21 protein-coding genes, 1 tRNA gene and 1 pseudogene are annotated in these 16,802 nt (G+C 72.8%); 4 read left to right on the top strand and 19 right to left on the bottom strand.

Annotated features, from left to right (window positions below):
* Positions 1-52: 52 nt before the first annotated feature.
* The 10 genes from ABZV06_RS19220 to ABZV06_RS19265 all read right to left on the bottom strand — a co-directional run bounded on the left by ABZV06_RS19220 (position 53) and on the right by ABZV06_RS19265 (position 7,484).
* A complete protein-coding gene (locus ABZV06_RS19220; protein WP_355244665.1) occupies positions 53-517 on the bottom strand; it encodes a bifunctional nuclease family protein in 465 nt (154 codons plus the stop codon).
* 183 nt (positions 518-700) lie between these two features.
* Complete coding sequence (locus ABZV06_RS19225) at positions 701-1,402, bottom strand: MerR family transcriptional regulator (RefSeq protein ID WP_355244895.1); 702 nt, start codon at positions 1,400-1,402, stop codon at positions 701-703.
* Positions 1,403-1,452: 50 nt separating this feature from the next.
* Positions 1,453-1,905 (bottom strand): FHA domain-containing protein, encoded by a 453-nt coding sequence (locus ABZV06_RS19230; protein WP_007071101.1) that lies wholly within the window; start codon positions 1,903-1,905, stop codon positions 1,453-1,455.
* A gap of 217 nt (positions 1,906-2,122) precedes the next feature.
* Entirely contained in the window at positions 2,123-2,503 is a 381-nt protein-coding gene (gene gcvH / locus ABZV06_RS19235; protein ID WP_355244661.1) for a glycine cleavage system protein GcvH, read from the bottom strand.
* Between the two features lie 83 nt (positions 2,504-2,586).
* On the bottom strand, positions 2,587-3,597 hold the full coding sequence (locus tag ABZV06_RS19240) for a DUF881 domain-containing protein (protein WP_355622977.1): 1,011 nt from the start codon (positions 3,595-3,597) through the stop codon (positions 2,587-2,589).
* Positions 3,598-3,608: 11 nt separating this feature from the next.
* The gene (locus ABZV06_RS19245; RefSeq protein ID WP_007460356.1) at positions 3,609-3,941 is read right to left on the bottom strand and encodes a small basic family protein; all 333 of its coding nucleotides are present in this window, start codon (positions 3,939-3,941) and stop codon (positions 3,609-3,611) included.
* Positions 3,938-4,873, bottom strand: coding sequence for a DUF881 domain-containing protein (locus ABZV06_RS19250; RefSeq protein ID WP_355244654.1), 936 nt, complete (start codon positions 4,871-4,873; stop codon positions 3,938-3,940). Before ABZV06_RS19250 ends, ABZV06_RS19245 begins: the two co-directional genes overlap by 4 nt.
* On the bottom strand, positions 4,870-5,502 hold the full coding sequence (locus ABZV06_RS19255; RefSeq protein ID WP_355622980.1) for a CDP-alcohol phosphatidyltransferase family protein: 633 nt from the start codon (positions 5,500-5,502) through the stop codon (positions 4,870-4,872). Before ABZV06_RS19255 ends, ABZV06_RS19250 begins: the two co-directional genes overlap by 4 nt.
* Positions 5,503-5,781: 279 nt before the next feature.
* Positions 5,782-6,249 (bottom strand): MarR family transcriptional regulator, encoded by a 468-nt coding sequence (locus tag ABZV06_RS19260; RefSeq protein ID WP_355244892.1) that lies wholly within the window; start codon positions 6,247-6,249, stop codon positions 5,782-5,784.
* Positions 6,250-6,305: 56 nt separating this feature from the next.
* Complete coding sequence (locus ABZV06_RS19265) at positions 6,306-7,484, bottom strand: PP2C family protein-serine/threonine phosphatase (protein WP_355244648.1); 1,179 nt, start codon at positions 7,482-7,484, stop codon at positions 6,306-6,308.
* 276 nt (positions 7,485-7,760) lie between these two features.
* Here ABZV06_RS19265 and ABZV06_RS19270 point away from each other — a divergent pair.
* The 3 genes and pseudogenes from ABZV06_RS19270 to ABZV06_RS19280 all read left to right on the top strand — a co-directional run.
* Positions 7,761-7,883 (top strand): annotated as a pseudogene (locus ABZV06_RS19270) (universal stress protein); the annotation flags it as partial.
* A 182-nt stretch (positions 7,884-8,065) separates the two neighbouring features.
* The gene (locus ABZV06_RS19275; RefSeq protein WP_088948250.1) at positions 8,066-8,278 is read left to right on the top strand and encodes a phosphatidylethanolamine-binding protein; all 213 of its coding nucleotides are present in this window, start codon (positions 8,066-8,068) and stop codon (positions 8,276-8,278) included.
* Positions 8,275-8,736 (top strand): hypothetical protein, encoded by a 462-nt coding sequence (locus ABZV06_RS19280; protein WP_355244645.1) that lies wholly within the window; start codon positions 8,275-8,277, stop codon positions 8,734-8,736. The genes ABZV06_RS19275 and ABZV06_RS19280 overlap by 4 nt, the downstream gene beginning before the upstream one ends.
* Before the next feature lie 9 nt (positions 8,737-8,745).
* Here ABZV06_RS19280 and ABZV06_RS19285 read toward each other — a convergent pair whose 3' ends face one another.
* Entirely contained in the window at positions 8,746-8,952 is a 207-nt protein-coding gene (locus ABZV06_RS19285; RefSeq protein WP_355244642.1) for a hypothetical protein, read from the bottom strand.
* A gap of 135 nt (positions 8,953-9,087) precedes the next feature.
* Here ABZV06_RS19285 and ABZV06_RS19290 point away from each other — a divergent pair, with 135 nt between their 5' ends.
* A complete protein-coding gene (locus ABZV06_RS19290) occupies positions 9,088-9,738 on the top strand; it encodes a hypothetical protein (protein WP_355244639.1) in 651 nt (216 codons plus the stop codon).
* Between the two features lie 8 nt (positions 9,739-9,746).
* Here ABZV06_RS19290 and ABZV06_RS19295 read toward each other — a convergent pair whose 3' ends face one another.
* The 8 genes from ABZV06_RS19295 to ABZV06_RS19330 form a co-directional block, all read right to left on the bottom strand.
* Positions 9,747-9,932: a hypothetical protein gene (locus tag ABZV06_RS19295; protein WP_355244916.1), complete on the bottom strand. Its 186-nt coding sequence runs from the start codon at positions 9,930-9,932 to the stop codon at positions 9,747-9,749.
* Between the two features lie 73 nt (positions 9,933-10,005).
* Positions 10,006-11,283, bottom strand: a complete 1,278-nt coding sequence (locus tag ABZV06_RS19300; protein ID WP_355622983.1) for a hemolysin family protein — start codon at positions 11,281-11,283, stop codon at positions 10,006-10,008.
* Between the two features lie 77 nt (positions 11,284-11,360).
* Complete coding sequence (locus tag ABZV06_RS19305) at positions 11,361-11,558, bottom strand: hypothetical protein (protein WP_145781709.1); 198 nt, start codon at positions 11,556-11,558, stop codon at positions 11,361-11,363.
* A 495-nt stretch (positions 11,559-12,053) separates the two neighbouring features.
* Entirely contained in the window at positions 12,054-13,808 is a 1,755-nt protein-coding gene (selB, locus tag ABZV06_RS19310; protein WP_355622986.1) for a selenocysteine-specific translation elongation factor, read from the bottom strand.
* A gap of 1 nt (position 13,809) precedes the next feature.
* Positions 13,810-15,114, bottom strand: a complete 1,305-nt coding sequence (selA, locus tag ABZV06_RS19315; RefSeq protein ID WP_355622989.1) for an L-seryl-tRNA(Sec) selenium transferase — start codon at positions 15,112-15,114, stop codon at positions 13,810-13,812.
* Positions 15,115-15,137: 23 nt separating this feature from the next.
* A tRNA-Sec gene (locus ABZV06_RS19320) sits at positions 15,138-15,230 on the bottom strand.
* Between the two features lie 34 nt (positions 15,231-15,264).
* A complete protein-coding gene (nrfD, locus tag ABZV06_RS19325; protein ID WP_355622992.1) occupies positions 15,265-16,437 on the bottom strand; it encodes an NrfD/PsrC family molybdoenzyme membrane anchor subunit in 1,173 nt (390 codons plus the stop codon).
* A partial coding sequence (locus ABZV06_RS19330; protein WP_355622994.1) for a 4Fe-4S dicluster domain-containing protein occupies positions 16,434-16,802 on the bottom strand: 369 nt, incomplete at its 5' end. The genes ABZV06_RS19330 and nrfD, both read right to left, overlap by 4 nt.

A 16,802-nucleotide genomic window follows, 5' to 3' on the forward strand; every position in this document is an offset into this window, starting at 1 on the left:
CCACCACGCGTCGGCGTCACCCACCGTGACGCCAACGGGGAACCGGAACGGCTCAGCCCGCGAAGTCCTCCGGACGGACCTGATCCAGGAACTCGCGGAACTTCTCCACCTCGTCCTCCTGCTCGTCGGGGATAACGATCCCCGCCTCGCTGAGGACCTGCTCCGCACAACGAATGGGCGCACCAACACGCAACGCCAACGCGATCGAATCGCTCGGCCGCGCCGACACCCGCACCCCGTCACCGATCAACAAGTCGGCGTAGAACACGTTCTCCTTGAGCTCGGTGATCTCCACCGCCTGCAACGGCGCCTGCAACGCCGCCAACACATCCCGCAAAAGATCATGCGTCAACGGACGGGCCGGCTTGACCCCCTGCTGCTCATAAGCGATGGCCGTGGCCTCGACCGCACCGATCCAGATCGGCAGATAGCGGTCGCCCTCGACCTCCCTGAGCAGGACGATCGGCTGGTTGCTCGGCAGCTCCACCCGAACTCCGACCACGCTCAGCTCGCGCACCGCCGCCTCCGTGTCGTCGTCAACCTACGCACCGCGCCCTTCCCTGCACGGTACACGGACCGCAACACGGCCGTCCCATGCGCTACAGCACCACGCCCGCGCCAGAAAGGGGTTACCCCGGCAAGCCTACGGCACGCTTCCCCGAAGAGATCTTTCCGCTCCGCCGCCACCTGCCGGGCACTCTCACCGACCCAACGTCGACCGCAGCCCCACCCGCACCAACGCCGCGTGCAACTGCTCCGACAACGCCACCAACTCCCGCGCCGTCTCCGCCGCCCGCGCCCGCGCCGCCGGATCACTCTGCCGCGCCAACGGCGCCACCAACTGCGCGAACAACCCGACCTCACGATCGGCCGCAGTCCGATAACCCCGCAGATGCCGCGGCTCCAACCCGTACGCCGCCAGACCCGCCACCGCAGACGCGATGATCAACGCGTCCGCGTCATACCACCCCGGCGGATCCGACACCAACACACCGAGCCGCTCCAACTCCACGAGCGTCGACTCGTCGATCCCACTACGGGCCACCAACTCAGTCCGGCCGAGCCGCACCTGCGACGACTCGGCCGGCTCCGCCAACTCCCGACCCGGCACCGCACCATCGGGCCCCACCGCCACCAACGCCGGCCGCGACCGCTCCGGCTGCTCACCGGACGAATCCCACTCGGCCAACTGCTCACGGATCACCCGCAACGGCAGGTACCTGTCCCGCTGCGCGGTCAACACAAACCGCAACCGCGCCACATCGTCCCAGCTGTACTTCCGGTAACCCGCCGCCGTCCGCTGCGGCTCAACCAGCCCCTCGGCCTCGAGGAACCGCAGCTTCGAAATCGTCGTGTCCGGGAAATCCACCCGCAACTGACCCAGCACCTCACCGATGCTCATCAGCGGCTGGGACCGGGCCGCCCCGGGTGGCATGGAGGCCGCAGGCTCGTTCACCCCCGGCCGGCCTCCTCCTCCGGGCGCGGACCGGCGATGAACACCACCCGGAACTTACCGATCTGAACCTCGTCACCATTGCTCAACGTGGCCGCCTCGACACGCTCACGATTCACGTACGTGCCATTCAGGCTGCCCACATCCCGCACCGTGAAGGTCCCACCATCACGATGGAACTCCGCGTGCCGACGCGACACCGTCACGTCATCAAGGAAGATGTCACTGTCCGGATGCCGGCCACTGGTCGTCACATCGTGGTCCAACAGGAACCGGGCACCCGCATTCGGACCGCGACGAACCACCAGCAGCGCCATACCCGGCGGCAACGAACCGGACATCCGGCTCGGCACCACGTCGGTGTCCGGCCCCTCCAGCACTTCGTCGAGCGAACCGAGATTGAGCGTCGAAGTGACGTCGAGCGGGGGGAACTCGTCGTCTGGCCGCGTCATGGGACCACCTCACGGATCTGTTCGGTCGGCGTCGGGTAATGGCGGGTCTGGCCGCCGGGCACTCCAACACCCGGCGGCTGGCTCCCCGTGCCCGGGAAGGCAATTCCGCAACGCACAACTAATGGGTTCTTCTCGGTCGACTGGGCGAGCCTAGCCAGCGCCGAAATGCAGGGCAACCGGACGCGCGCAGACATCCCGCACGCCGGATCAAGCACACTCAGCCTTCGGTGATCTTCTGATACGCGCCGGCCGTGAGCAACCCGTCCGTCGCCGTCGGATCATTCGGCGTGATCTCCACCAACCAACCCGCACCATACGGATCCGTGTTGATCAGCTCGGGAGTGTCACCCAGCGCCTCGTTCCGCGCCGCCACCGTACCCGCGACCGGCGCGTAGATCTCCGACACACTCTTGGTCGACTCGATCTCACCCAACGAGTCACCGGCCGCCACGACCGCACCCGCCTCCGGCAACTGCACGTACACGATGTCACCCAACGCGTCCTGCGCGAAGTGCGTGATGCCGACCCGGATCGAACCGGTGCCGTCACCCGCCACCCACTCATGCTCGGCGGTGTATCGCAGATCCTCGGGAATCACCAGACGCGTCCTCATCCATCGTGCCCCGGACCACCCGGGCCCGGCGCGGCCGCGCCGGTCAGAAGACCGGACGGGCGTGTTTCCTACTTGGTCGGCGCGTGCAGTGCCGAAACCTCGGCAACCTCACGCTCCCCAAACGTCACGTTACCGCCGTCACCCCGGACCGATGCCACCACCCCACCAGGAATGTTCAACGCCGTACGCATCGTCGCCGGATCACCGATCACCGTGATCGTGTAGGGCCCCGTCAACCGACGCCCCTCCACCATCAACGACCCGTTCTCCCCATCCAGGAAGTACGTCGACGCGATCACCCGCACCGTCGCCCGGTCCGCACCGGAGATCTGCATCGCCTCCGCGCCCGCGCCCCGCAACTCCTGCACCGCGTCCAACACCCGGTTCGCCGTGATCGGCTTGGCCCCACTGGAGAACTGCACCGTCAACCCCGGCCCCGCCGCCGGCAACGTCCCCGCCAGAATCCCCAGCTCGTCGGCCCGACGCGTCGCCTCGTCCAACGCCGCCTGCCGACCCTGCTCACCCGAGGCCAACTGCCGCTGACTGTCCTCCAACGCCCGGATGTCCTGCTGAAGCCGACTCTCGCGCGCATCCAGATCCGACAGAATCCGCACCAGGTCCTCCTGACGCGTCGCACCCAACGTCGGATCCGTCGACGTCGTCTTCAACTGCACGACCAGCGTGAAACCCAGCAACGCCAACAACACCGCGATCATCAGCCCGGCCGCGCTCCACCGCGAACGACCCGCCGGCGCGGGCGACGTCACCGTCGCCTCGTCCACCACCGTCGGCTCGTCCGACGGCGCCACCGGCCCACCCACACGCGACACCGCCCGCAGGTCCACCGTCGCCCCGTCATCGACCGGCGGCACATCCGGCTCCGCACCGTCCGGGTCCGGCTCCGCGCTCCCGGGCTCCGGCTCCGACTCCCGCGCCGGACCGTGCGGCGCCAACGGACTCAACTCGTCCGGATCGGGCGCGTCCGGCCGCGGATCCGGCTCACCCGCCGGCCCACCAGGCCGCCCCGGTGTCGCCGGCTGCGGCCAACCCGTACCCGTCTCCGCCTGCTCGTCGCTCATCGCTGTCAAACCTACGCCCGGAACAGGTGCCGACGGATCGCCGCCACATTTCCGAAGATGCGCACACCCAGAACGACCACCACACCGGTGGACAACTGCCCACCCACACCCAACTGGTCACCCAGATACACGATCAGACCAGCCACCAGCACGTTCGAGATGAACGACACCACGAACTGCTTGTCGTCGAAGATGCGGTCCAACTTCGCCCGCACCCCACCGAACACCGCGTCCAACGCGGCGACCACCGCGATCGGCAGGTACGGCTGCAACGCCGCCGGCACCGTGGGATCGAGCCACACCCCGAGCACCACACCGGCGAGCAACGCCAGCACCGCGATCATCCGCCACCTCCGGAAGGACTAGCGGTCCCCGGCGAACCCGACGACCCAGGACTGCCAGACCGGCCAACCGCCCCCGAAGGGCTCGAACTGACCGACGGCTTGGCGTAGCGTAGCTGCGGCTCCGGAGCGGCCGGCAGGGTGAGGTCCTCCGCCTCCCGCACACCGAACGACAAACCGGTCTTCTGCGCGACCTCCCGCATCAGCGCCGCGTTCCGGCTGTCCTCGAACTTGCGCCGCATCGACCCCGGACCCGTCGCCGACACCTCGTACGGACCCGTCACCGGCCGGAAATCCACCAGGATCGCCTCGCCCGCCGAACGGATCGTCGACGTCGACGTCAACCGCTGACCGTTGATCGCGATCGCCTCCGCGCCAGCGCTCCACAACGCGTTCGCCACACCCTGCAGGTCGCTGTACAGCACCCGCGGCGGCCCCGCTCCCGCACCGGTCACCGCGTCCGCGTTTCCCGGAGCGTCCGCCAGGCGCACCACCACACCGTCGCCCCGCACCCGACCCAGCCCGGTGCTCGCCTCCAGGTCCCGCAGGCGCGCCGCGGCCGACCCACTCAACGCAGCGTCCCGCTGCCGGCTGACGTCCTCGCGCAGCTGATCCGCCCGCGCCGACAACCGGTCCGTCTGGCTCTCCCGCTCCTTGATCTGCGCCACCAACCCCGAGCGGGCCTGAGCGCGCCCCGGCTCGTCCGCCATCGTCTGGCGGTACGCCACCGCGAACAGGAAACCCAGCACCACCACCACGACCAGGCCGACGGACCGCGCCGCCCAGCCCCGGGGCGCGTCCGTCGACGTCGTCCGCTGGCGCGCGACGGCCGCGTCCGCGTACCCCGGGTCCAGGGGGTTGCGGAACAACTCGGTGAGAAAGTCCGGGGCGTACACCCGATCCGGGCGGGGCCGCCGCGGCGGGGTCGTGCTCACGCCGACGCTCCCCGACCGCGCGCCGCGCGCACCAGCCGCGACGCCTGCACCACGTACATCGCGCCGGCCACCCAGTAGAGCACCAACCCCCACCAGGCCAGCCCCCAGCCGATCGCGGCCGTCGCCGTCGCCGCCGCGCTCCACTCGGTGGCCAACAGCAGCACCGGGAACGCCGCGAGCAGCAGGAACGTGGCGGTCTTGCCCATGTAGTGCACCGGCGGCGGCCCGTACCCGAAGCGGCGCAACACCGCCAGCGAACCGAGCAGCAGCGCCTCCCGGGCCAGCAGGGCCGCCGTGAACTGCCACGGCACGACCTCCCGGGCGGTGAAGGCGAGCAGCGTGGCGAGGATGTAGAGCCGGTCGGCGAAGGGGTCGAGCAGCTCACCGAGGCGGCTCACCTGACGCAGTCGGCGGGCGATCCAACCGTCGACCCAGTCGGTGGTGCCGCCGATGGCCAGCACCACCACCGCCGCCACGTCCGCGCGGGCCACCAGGAACAGATAGAGGAACAGGGGTACGCCCAGCAGCCGCCCGAAGCTGATCAGGTTGGGCAGGGTGAGCACCTGGTCACCGGGCGCCTGGTCACCGATGTCCCGCGGGTGCTCTGCCTGAGCCGGCCGACGCGACACCGAACCTCCTCCACGGCACGCCCCGACGCCTGGCCGAGATCGGGCGCGGCGGAGGTCGTACGCGCTGTCGGGCCGGCAACCACCGGCTCCCCTGCGGCCCCGGGACGGGACCTCTGCCCTGATACGGCCCGCGATCTTCGAGATCGCGGGCCGGGTAAGTGCGCTGCCACTATATCGGGCTCTCGTTCGTGTCCCGGTCGCCGTGCGGTCTCGGCGTGGTCGTGCCGCTCTGTGGTGGGGATCACCACCGCTAAAGCGTCCTAGGATATTAGTGGACGGTCAGGCCGTCTGGACCGCTGGTTGGTCGGTCTGCTGCTCCGGCACCGGCTGCGTGGCCGCACGCCCGAACGCCAGCAACGCCGCCAGCAACTCGTGCTGTGCCCGCGGCGCCATCCTGTCCAGCACCGCCTGCACCGCGCGCTGCCGCCGCTCCGCCAACTCCCGCAGCAGGGTCAGCGCCGCGGGGGTGGGCACCAGCCGCACCTCCCGCCGGTCGCGCGGATCGGCGACCCGGCGCAACAGACCTGTCGCCTCCAGCCGGTCGCACAGCCGGCTGGCCGAGGAGGGCACCACGTCGAGCAACTCCGCCAACCCGTTGACGTTGGTCTCCGGCCGACCACTGATCAGCATCAGCACCCGCAACTGGGTCGGTGGCACCTGGTGCCGCGCCGCCGCCGAGTCGAGCACGGCGATCAGCGTCTCTGCGGCCACGTTGATCGCCGCGGCGAGATCCGCCGGTCGCTCCACCCGATGTCCCCTACCGTCGTCGCGCTGGTGCCCGCCCGGGACGGTGGCGGCGACCCTCATCCGCCATCCCGCCCACGCGGACCATGCCAGTCGAGGCACACGACGACGGCGTCGTCGCGCAAATCGGATTCCGCGTGGTAGGCGTGTAGTTCGCGCATCACCGTACCAACCGCCTCGGTCGCCGGCTGCAACCGTGTGGCCCGCATGGACCGGGCCATCATCCGCTGCCCGTACGGTTCCCGCCCCGCCGGCTCGGCCGCCCACACCCCGTCGCTGACCACGAAGACCCGGTCTCCCGGCGAGAGCTGGAACTCCTGAAGCTCGTAGCGGGTCTCGGCGAACATGCCCAGCGGCAACTGCTGGTCCAACGTCATCGGCTCGACCGTCGCGCCTCGCATGCGCAGCAGATGCGGCGAACCGGCGTCGACCGCCCGCACCCGCCCGGTGGCGATGTCCAGCTCCAGCAGCAGCGTGGCCACGTACCGACGACCGCGATGCTGGTAGTAGACCGTGTCCGAGGCCAGTTCCGCCTGCTCCGTGAGCCCGCCGTCCGAGCGGCGTGCGTTGCGCATCGCGTTGACCGTGACCGCCGTCAGCAGCGACGCGGCCAGACCGTTGCCCTCGCCGTTGAGCACCGTCAGCGTGAGCCGGTCACCGTCCAACGACCAGTCGAAGTGGTCCCCGCCGACGGTGTACGCCGGCTCCAACTGCCCGGCCAGGTTGAAGGAGCGGTGCGCGACGCTGCGCCCGGGCAGCAGGTCCCACTGCATCTCGGCGGCCATGCTGAGTCGCTCGCGGCGTCGGGCGCGCCGGTAGCGGTCGGTCTCCCGGTCCGCGGCGCGCATCGCCACCGCCAGGTCACCGGCGATGTCGGTGGCGCGGCCGGTGACCGCCGGGCCGGGCACGGTCGGCAACTCGATGAGCAGCACTCCGAGGCGCTCCCCCCACACCGTCAGGGGCAGGTAGAGCCGGCAGGCCCCGCCGTCGAGACCGTCGCGCACCGGCTGCTGGCTGGAGAAGCAGCGCTGCGCCACGGTGTGCCGGGCCAGGGCCCCGGCCGCCGGCAGGTCCGGATCCAGCACGGGCCAGAGCCCGCTGATCCGGTAGTCGGCGACGAACACGTCGGTGCGCAACGCGCCCAACGCCACCCGGATAGCCCGGTCCGCCGCCTCCGCCAACTGGTCGGGCGCGGCTTCGCGTAGCGCGCGCGACACCCCGTCCGGCGCGTCCACCATGCTTGGCCGTCCCTCCAAAAACTTGCTACAGGGCAAGCATCATACGGACGCGCCCGGGCAACCTGTCGTCGCGGGTCAGTCGGCGCCCCGGGTCGCCAGGGCGCCGTGGAACGCGTCCGGCACGCCGGGCGGTTCGTCCGGTTCGCCCATCGACGACGCTCCTTGCGCTCGGGTCGTCGCCAGCGTACCGACCGGGGCCCGCGAGTCGGTATCGCTCCGCCGGGCCGCCACGCCCGCGATACTGGCCCGGCGGGAGGTGCGGCGGACAGCGCGGCGGTGGTGGTCGGCGTGGACGGCTCGGAGCCGTCCCTGCGCGCCGTGCGCCTGGCCGCCGTCGGGGCGGTTCGCCGGCACCGGCCGCTGCGGGTGGTACACGGCTTCATCTGGCCGCTGCCGCACGGCGTCGCTGCTCGCCGCCGACTTCGCGGCCGAGACCGCGGTGACGCGCGGCGTGCCGCTGCGCGCGGTGCACGCCCACTGGCACGCCGTGGTCCGCGGCCCTCGCTGACGGCCCCGGGGTTGGGCTGCCGCCCAACGGGTAGACGGCCGCGGTACGCCAACGGCGACGAAGGAGGCAGCAGATGCCAGGACCACGGCCGGGCAGCAACGCGTACGACAAGCAGCGGGCGCGGTTGCGCAACGCGATCGACGACTCCGGACGTCGGGTACCCGACGGCAAGGCCAACCAGGTCGCCAACCGGATCCTCCAGGAGGATCGCGGCCAACGGGGCGTCGTCCGCGGTGAGCGCACCTACGGGCCCAAGAGCGAACGCGAACCGGGCGATCCGAAGTGAGGAGCGTCGACCTGGCCGACGGCGCCATCGCGGGCGCTGTCGGCAGCACCGCGCTGAACGTGGTCGGCTACCTGGACATCGCCCTTCGGGCGCGACCGGCGAGCAGCACGCCGGAGGAGACCGTCGACCGGCTGGCCCACATCGCGCACGTGAATCTGGGGTCGGGGCCCCGGGCGGCCACCCGCCGCTCGGGGCTCGGGCCCCTGATCGGGTACGGGCTGGGCATCGCCGCCGGCATGGCGTTCGCGGCCTACGCGGACGGGCGGCGGCAGCCGATTCCGCTGGCGACCGGCGTGCTCGGGGCCGGCGTCATGGCGATGACCGACGGGTCCATCACGGCGCTCGGCATCAGCGATCCCCGTACCTGGCGACGCTCGGACTGGATCTCCGACATCATCCCCCACCTGGCGTACGGACTCACGGCCGCCGCGACCTGGAACAGGTTGCGGCGGCCGTGAGCACGATCGTCAGGCGCGGGTGTCGCTGTCGTCCTCGGCGACCGGCTCACCCGCCGGACCGTACGGCGACACCTGCCCCTTGGGCACCGGCCGACCGACGTCCCCGCGCGACGAGCCACTGTTGAGCGGGTGCCCGGTCGGTCGGGGCCCCTTGCTGTCCTGGCTTGTCGCTCCCTTGGCGTTACGCCGGAACTCCTCCTGCTGCGGGTTGACCACGAGCGTCTCCCTCCCGGTACGGCAGGCGGCATCGACCGCCTCCACCGGCCGCATACCCGCCGCGCCCGAGCGCATTCTCCGTCGCGGCAGGCGTCGGGAGGGCTAGCCGGACGCCGAGCGGGTACCCGTTGCGATGTGGGTGACGATCGAGCCGTCGTGCGGGTCCTGCTGGACCGGCGCGGCCACACGTACGCCGAGGAGGCCGGCATCAGCCTGGCCGACCGCCCCGGTCCGCTGTACCAACTGCTGGTGCTGGCCACCCTGCTGAGCACCCGCATCCGCGCGTGCGTGGCGGTCGACGCCGCGCGCGAGCTGTTCACCGCCGGCTACCGCACACCGCAGGCGATGGAGGCGGCGAGCTGGCAGCAGCGCGTCGACGCGCTGGGCCGGGGTCACTACCGCCGCTACGACGAGCGCACCGCCACCATGCTCGGCACCGGCGCCCGGCTGTGTCTGGACCGCTGGCACGGCGACCTGCGGCGACTGCACCGCGACGCCCAGGGCGACCCGGCCGGGCTACGCCGACGGCTCACCGAGTTCCCCGGCATCGGGCCCACCGGCGCGGACATCTACCTGCGCGAGGCACAGACCGTCTGGTCGGATCTGCGCCCGTACGCGGACCGCCGGGCCCTCGCCGGCGCGAAGCGGCTGGGTCTGCCGGGCTCACCGGACCGGCTGGCCTCGCTGGTCGACGAGCCGGACTTCGGCCGGCTCGCCTCGGCGCTGGTCCGGGTGGCGCTCGGCGAGGAGTCGGCCGGTGAGGTCACCCGCGTCGCCGCCGGGTGAGAGCCCACTCACTTGACGGTCTTGTCGCCCGGTCGGGTCAGGTGCCACACCAGCAGCGCGGCGAGCAACGCCAGGACGATGACCCCGCCGGAGATGCCACGACCCTCCTCGGGGCTGCGGCCGGTGCTGCCGAAATAGATCACCGCGAGGCCGGCGAGGACGGTGACGAACGTACGCAACCCTCGGTCCTTCACGTACCGCACGGTAAGTGCGCGGCAGCCGCCCGGAGCCGTTTCGTGCATTCTGTCCCTCTTTCAGGCGATACGCTCATCGCTCGGTGACGAAGCCGCGCAGCCGCACACGCCGCACCGCGCGGTCGGCGACCTCAACCACCTCCATGGTCAACCCGGGCAACCGCACCGTCTCGCCCGGCGCCCCCGGCAGGTGCCCCAACCGGGCCAGCACCAGCCCGGCCACCGTCGTGTACTCCCGGGACAGGGGGAAACTCAGCCGCACGCCCACATCGGGCAGGTCATGCAGCGGAAAGTCGCCCGGCACCAGCAGCGACCCGTCCGGCTCCCGGACCACACCACGCACGTCACGGTCGGTCTCGTCGTACAACTCCCCCACGACCTCGGCCAACAGATCCTCCAACGTGACGATGCCGTCGATGCCGCCGTGCTCGTCGACGACGAGAGCCAACTGCTGGTGCTCCTGCCGCAACTGCCGCAACGCGTCGGCGACCGGCAGGGTGACCGGCAGCAGCAGCGGTGGCCGGGCCTGCTCCCCCACCGTGCCGCCCTCGGCCCGCACCAGGTCGCGGATGTGCACCACGCCGATCACCTCGTCCAGCCCACCCGGGCCGACCACCGGCGCGCGCGACCGGCCTGCCGCACCGAGCAGGCGTACGCCCTGGTCGGCAGGCAGACCGGTCGGCAGCGTCGTCACCTCCCGGCGGGCCACCAGGATCTCCCGCAACGTCCGACCGGCGATGTCGAACGCGCCGGTCAGGATCTCCCGCTGCTGCGTCGACAGACCCCGCTGACTGGCCAGCATCTCCCGCAGCTCCTCCTCCGTCGTCTCCTCACGGCTGGCCCGTGGGTTCCCGCCGGCCAGGCGGACCACCACGTCGGTCGCCCAGCTGAGCAGCCACACCGCCGGGCGGGACACCCGGGCGAGCAGGTCCAGCGGCCCGGCGCTCAACAGCGCCCACCGCTCGGCCCTCTGCATGGCCAGCCGCTTCGGCGCCAACTCGCCGATCACCAGCGTGACGAAGGTCAGTGCCACCGTCACCAGCAGCACCGAGGCCGGGCGGGCCGCCCCGCCGAGGAAACCCAGCGGACCGACCAGCGGCTGGGCGAGCGACACGGCCGCCGCCGCCGAGGCGAGGAACCCGGCCAGGGTGATGCCGAGCTGGATGGTGCCCAGATAGCGGTTCGGGTCCCGGGAGAGCCGGACCAGCCGCTCGCCGGCCCGGCTCCGCCGACCCAACCGCCGCAATTGCCCCTCGCGCAGTGTCACCAGCGCCATCTCGCTGCCCGAGAGCGCGGCGTTGACCAGCACCAGGACGGCCACCAGCGCCAACTGCCCCAGCTGACCGCCCACCCCACACCCCCGTCGACCACCTCAGGTCACTCAACCGCAGCGCGCCCCGCTCCCGCGTGCGTTTGGTCGACCTGCGTTCAGTCGACCTCCAGGTCGTCCAGCGAGATGGAGTGCGTCATCAACCACCGGGCCAACGCCGTCATGCCGAACAGCCACAGCGGCACCGACTCGGTGGGCCCGTTCGTCGCGTAGATGGCGAACCGCAGGTCCGGGGCGCGGTACGCCTCGATCCGCCACTGGTGCTGCCGGTCCCGCCAGACCGCCGAAGGGTCCATGGCGTCACCGTAGGTGACCGGGACCGGTCCGGGGGCCGAGACCGCGCCACTCCAGGCAACCGTTGCGCCCTGCTGGCCGTACTGCGGCTGCTCTACACGGGCAGCGCATCTTCAACCTCACCCATTGTCATCTGCCACGTCGACCGTCGCTCGGCTACGCAGCGTCTGGCTCGGGCCCGGCCCGCAACACCCTGCACGCCCCTTTGCTCTGCTTCAGCGGGCGCAACACCGACCTTGAGCTGGGAAATTTTGGCGCAGCGCATCTCACACAGGACCGGTCGGTGTGACCCTACGTAACTGTTGCCTCCGTTGAAGCAGAGCAAAGGAGGCGCAGGTCGACGGGTTGGGACCCACCGCCAGCACGCAGGGTAACGGCGGCTCAGGCCTTGCGGCGTCACGAACAGTGCCGGCGCAGGTAAGCCCAAAGCCCGTTCGGGACCGCGATGAGCGCGGCGACCAGGGCCGGACCCGGGGCACGCACGCGTCCGGCCCGGCTCAGGTGACGACGACTCGGGCGTCGTCGGGCAGCCGGCGGGTGACGCCGCGCCGGTCGAGCAGTTCCAGCAGCGGCACCGCCACCCGACGGGTCGTGTCCAGCGCCTGCCGGGCCGCCGACAGGGTGAACGGCTGGGGAAGCCCGGCCAGCACGGTGACCGCCGCGTCGAGCGCGTCGGGCAGCAGCACCACGCTGTCGGCCAACCGCAGCAGAGCGCCGGCGCGCACCGCCGCCCCGATCTCCCGGGGGCCCAGGCCCAGATCGACGAGGTGGTGCGCCTCCGGGGCCCGAAAGGGGCGGTCGCCGTACTCGGCGCGGACCCGCTGCACGGCGCGCGCCACCGGCTCCGGCAGGGTGTCGACGGCGGCCGTGCCGATCCGGCCGGCGTGCACGCGCAGCGGCGGACGTACCAGCGCCTCGACCAGCGCCCGGTCGGGCAGGGCGAGACGTTGGCGCAGCGCGTCCACCGGCATGCCCGGCTCCAACGGGTGCTCCCGCGTGTAGCGGGTGACCTCCTCGGTCACCTGGTCGCCGAGCCGCCGCCAGTGCCCCGGGTCGGCCAGCCAGTCACCGGCCACCGGAGTGGCCTGCACCGGCACGCCCATGCGCCGCAGCGCGCCGACCCGGACCAGCCGACGGCGGCGCAGCTCACCGGCCAGGTCGGGACGACCGTCCAACTCGGCGAGAACCGCCGCGCGGGCGGCCGCCGCGCCCCGACGGGACAACGGCGGCGGCGCGACGTCGAGGACCCGTACGCCGCCGGCCACGTGGTGACGGCCGGGATCGCGTAGCAGCGCCCGGTCGCCGACCAGCAACGGCAGCGGGCGGGCCAGTCGGAGACGGACGGTGTCCACGCCGAGCGGCCGGACCCGCACCGGCACGGCCGCCGATCCGACGTGCAGGGTGAGGGTGGCCGGCAGGTCCGCCGCAGGGTCACCGGCGAGCCGTACGTCGACCAGGTCGGTGCGGTGGAACCGCCCCGGCGTGAGCAGCGCGTCACCACGGCCGAGCCGGTCCCGGGGCGTACCCCGGAGGTTGACCGCCACCCGGGCCACGGCCGACGCCTCCGGTCGGGCCTCGCCCAGACAGTGCAGGCCGCGGACCCGGACCGGCTCGTCGGCCCCGGCCAGCTCCAGCACGTCGCCGACACGCAACCGGCCGGCGCCCAGGGTTCCGGTCACGACGGTGCCGCTGCCGCGCACGGTGAAGCTGCGGTCCACCCAGAGGCGCACCGGGGCGTCCACGACCGGGTCGGGCAGCCGCGCGACGAGCCGGTCCAGCGCGGCCCGCAACCGGGGCAGCCCGGCGCCGGTCAACCCGCTGACCGCCACGGTCTCCACCGCGCCGAGGCTGCTCGCCGCGATCTCGGCCCGGGCACGCTCCGCCGCGGGCGTCGGGTCGGCCAGGTCCGCGCGGGTCACCACCAGCAGGCCGTACCCGACGCCGAGCGCGTCGAGCGCGGCCAGGTGCTCGGCGGACTGCGGCATCCACCCCTCGTCGGCGGCGACCACCATCAGCGCGGCCGGCACCGGGCCGACCCCCGCGAGCATGTTCGGAACGAACTTCTCGTGCCCGGGCACGTCGACGAACGCGATCGTCGCCCCGGACGGCAGCGTCGTCCAGGCGAACCCGAGGTCGATGGTCATTCCCCGGCGGCGTTCCTCGGCCCACCGGTCGGGCTCCATCCCGGTCAACGCCCGGACCAGCGTCGACTTGCCGTGGTCGACGTGCCCGGCGGTGGCGACGACGAACACCTCAGTCGTCCCCGGGTACGCGCAGCACGGCCGCCAGGACCGCGTCGTCGGCGTCGACGGGCACGCAGCGCAGGTCGAGCAGCAGCCGCCCCCGCACGACCCGGCCGAGCACCGGCTGCTCGCCCGTGCGCAGTGGCTCGGCGTACCGCTCGGGCAGGCTCAGCGCCCACGAGTCCAGCTCGACGCCGGGGGCGCCGCCGCCGCCGACCACGGCGACCGCCGGGACGACGTCCGCCTTGCGTCCGTCCGCGCCGAGCCGGTCACGCAGCAGCTCCACCCGACGGCGCAGGACGGCCGGGTCGGCGTGCAGCGCGGCCCGCGTCGGTGTGTCCGGGCGGTGCAGGGTGGCGGCCAGCGCGGCCAGGGTGAGCTTGTCCACGCGCAGCGCCCGGGCCAGCGGGTGGCGGCGCAGCCGTTCGACGAGCGCGGCGTCGCCGAGCAGCAACCCGGCCTGGGGGCCGCCGAGCAGCTTGTCGCCGCTCCCGGTGACCAGGGCCGCGCCGGCGCGCAGGGTGCTGGCGGCGTCCGGCTCGTCGGGCAGCAACGGCTCCGGCGCGAGCAGCCCGGAGCCGATGTCGGCGACCACCGGGACGTCGAGCGTGGCCAGGTGACGCACCGGTGTGGCCGAGGTGAAGCCGGTGATCTGGAAGTTCGACGGGTGCACCTTCAGCACGAAGCCGGTCTGCGGGCCGACGGCCGCGGCGTAGTCGTCGAGTGTGGTGCGGTTGGTGGTGCCGACCTCGCGCAGGCGTGCACCGGTGCTCTCCAACAGATCGGGCAGGCGGAACCCGTCGCCGATCTCGACCAGTTCGCCCCGGCTGACCACGATCTCCCGGCCGGCGGCCAGCGCCGTGGCCGCGAGCACCAGCGCTGCGGCACCGTTGTTGACCACGTGCACGGCGGCGGCGTCCGGCACGGCTGCGGCGAGCGCGTCGAGCGCGTCCCGGCCCCGGCGCGCGCGTCGCCCCGTGTTCAGGTCCAGCTCGACGTCGGTGTGCCCGGCGGCGGCGACGACCGCGTCCACGGCGGCGGGTGACAGCGCCGCCCGACCCAGATTGGTGTGCAGCACGACGCCGGTGGCGTTGAGCACCGTCCGGGGACCTGACGCGGGCAGCCCGGCGACGGCGGCGTCGAGGACCTCGTGGGGCGCGATCTCACCGCGGCGGGTCCGCTCCTGCGCCCGCGCCACGGCGGCCTTGACCCGGTCCCGGCCGAGGGTGGCGATGGCCGCCGCCAGCCGCGGATCGGCCAGCAGCGTGTCGGTGCGGGGCACCCGACGCCTCGGGTCCTCGCCGCCGTCACGCATCACGTCACTCCTGCCGCCGTTGACGGAGACGGACGGGAATCGAACCCGCCTGGCCCGGGTCCCGGACCACACCGGTTTTGAAGACCGGGAGGGGCACCAGCCGCCTGAACGCCTCCGTCGCACATTCGATCACAACGCCGGTGCGACCGCTCAGTCAGTGGCCGGATCCACCACGCTCCGCCGGCCGTTCACCCGCTCGCGCTGTGGCACGACCGTGTAGCGGGGATCGCGCGCCGATGCGACGCCCCCGTAGAAGATGCCGAACCGCGTGGCGACCGACGCGCCCAGCAGCGCAGCCCCGGACACCGCCCCGACCGCGCGACTGCGCCGGCCGAGCAGCGCACCGGCCACTCCGGCGACGGTCAGCAGCCGGCCGACACGCAGCAGCCGACCCGACCGACCCGCCCGGTAGGGCTCGCTGAGCAACCCGAGGCGGGTCTCCACCCGGTGCGCGCCGTACAACTCCAGGGCCGCGCCGGCCACCGCCATCCGACGGGCCGGGCCGGCCTGCGCCGGCGGCGCGGCGAGCAGACCCACGCCGGCGCCGCTGGCCAGCGCGCTGCCCGCGAAGATGACCGGCAGCTCGGGGTACGCCTCGTGCCACGACGGCACCGCCGTGTCGGCGAGCAGGACCCCGGTGTACGTCGCCAGGGCCGGCGCGGTGGCGGCGGCGACCAGCCCGGCGGCGTGACCGGCCGGCGGCAGTGCCCGGCCGACCACCCCGAGCAGCCCGCGCCGGGGCAGCCAGCCGGCGGTCTCGGCGATCGCCGCCAGGCCGGCGGCCGGTCCGAACGCGGTGAGGATCCAGGTGCCCACCGACATCGGTGAGGTCAGCTTGGCGACCCGGAGCATGTGGTGGAACCGCTCCGGCCGGCCCAGGTCCCTGATCAGGAAGACCGCGCTGGCGCTGACGGCGCCCAACGCGGTGACCCGGCCGGCGCGGCGCAGCACCGGCCGACGGGTGAGCTGGCCTCCCGCGGCCAGCAACGACGAGCCGGCGGCCAGCCCACCGGTGAACAGGTACGCGGCGATGTCCCACTTCCACACGGGTGCCTTGAGGATGGGCCGGCCGTAGTACGAGGTGAACTCGGCCTCGGGGACCCGCAACTCCTCGCCGCCACCGCGACGGCCGCGGCGGGTGCGGCGCGCGGCGTTCTCCGGGGGCTGCGACGTCCGGTCCCCGTGGGTACGGCGGCTCGGTGGCACGTCCACGTCGGCGCGCTCGTCCGCCTGCCGCTGGGCCGGCAGGTCCGGCCGTGGGGTGGCGAGGCGCTCGCGGAACCGACGGAAGCGGTCCCCCACCACAGGGCGCTCCGGACTCACGAGGATCTCCCGACGAAGGCGGCGACGGTGGCCGCCGCCATGGCGAGCGCGGCGATGCCGGCGCGTTTCCACATCTTCGGCAGGTCGCGGGTGGTCACCACCGGGTCCGGTGGCAACCCGTACACCTCGGGTTCGTCCAGCAGCAGGAAGAACGCCCCGTCACCACCCACGCCGTCGTGCGGGTCGTGCCCGTACAACCGCGCCTCGGGGACCCCCCGCTCGTGCAACGTCGCCACCCGTTCGGCGGCCCGCTCCCGCAACTCGTCAAGGGGCCCGTACTGGATCGACTCCGTCGGACACGCCTGCGCACACGCCGGCGTCATCCCCACACCCAACCGGTCATAACAGAGCGTGCACTTCCACGC

The sequence above is a fragment of the Micromonospora sp. NPDC005172 genome (assembly GCF_040608555.1).
Classification (GTDB): domain Bacteria; phylum Actinomycetota; class Actinomycetes; order Mycobacteriales; family Micromonosporaceae; genus Micromonospora.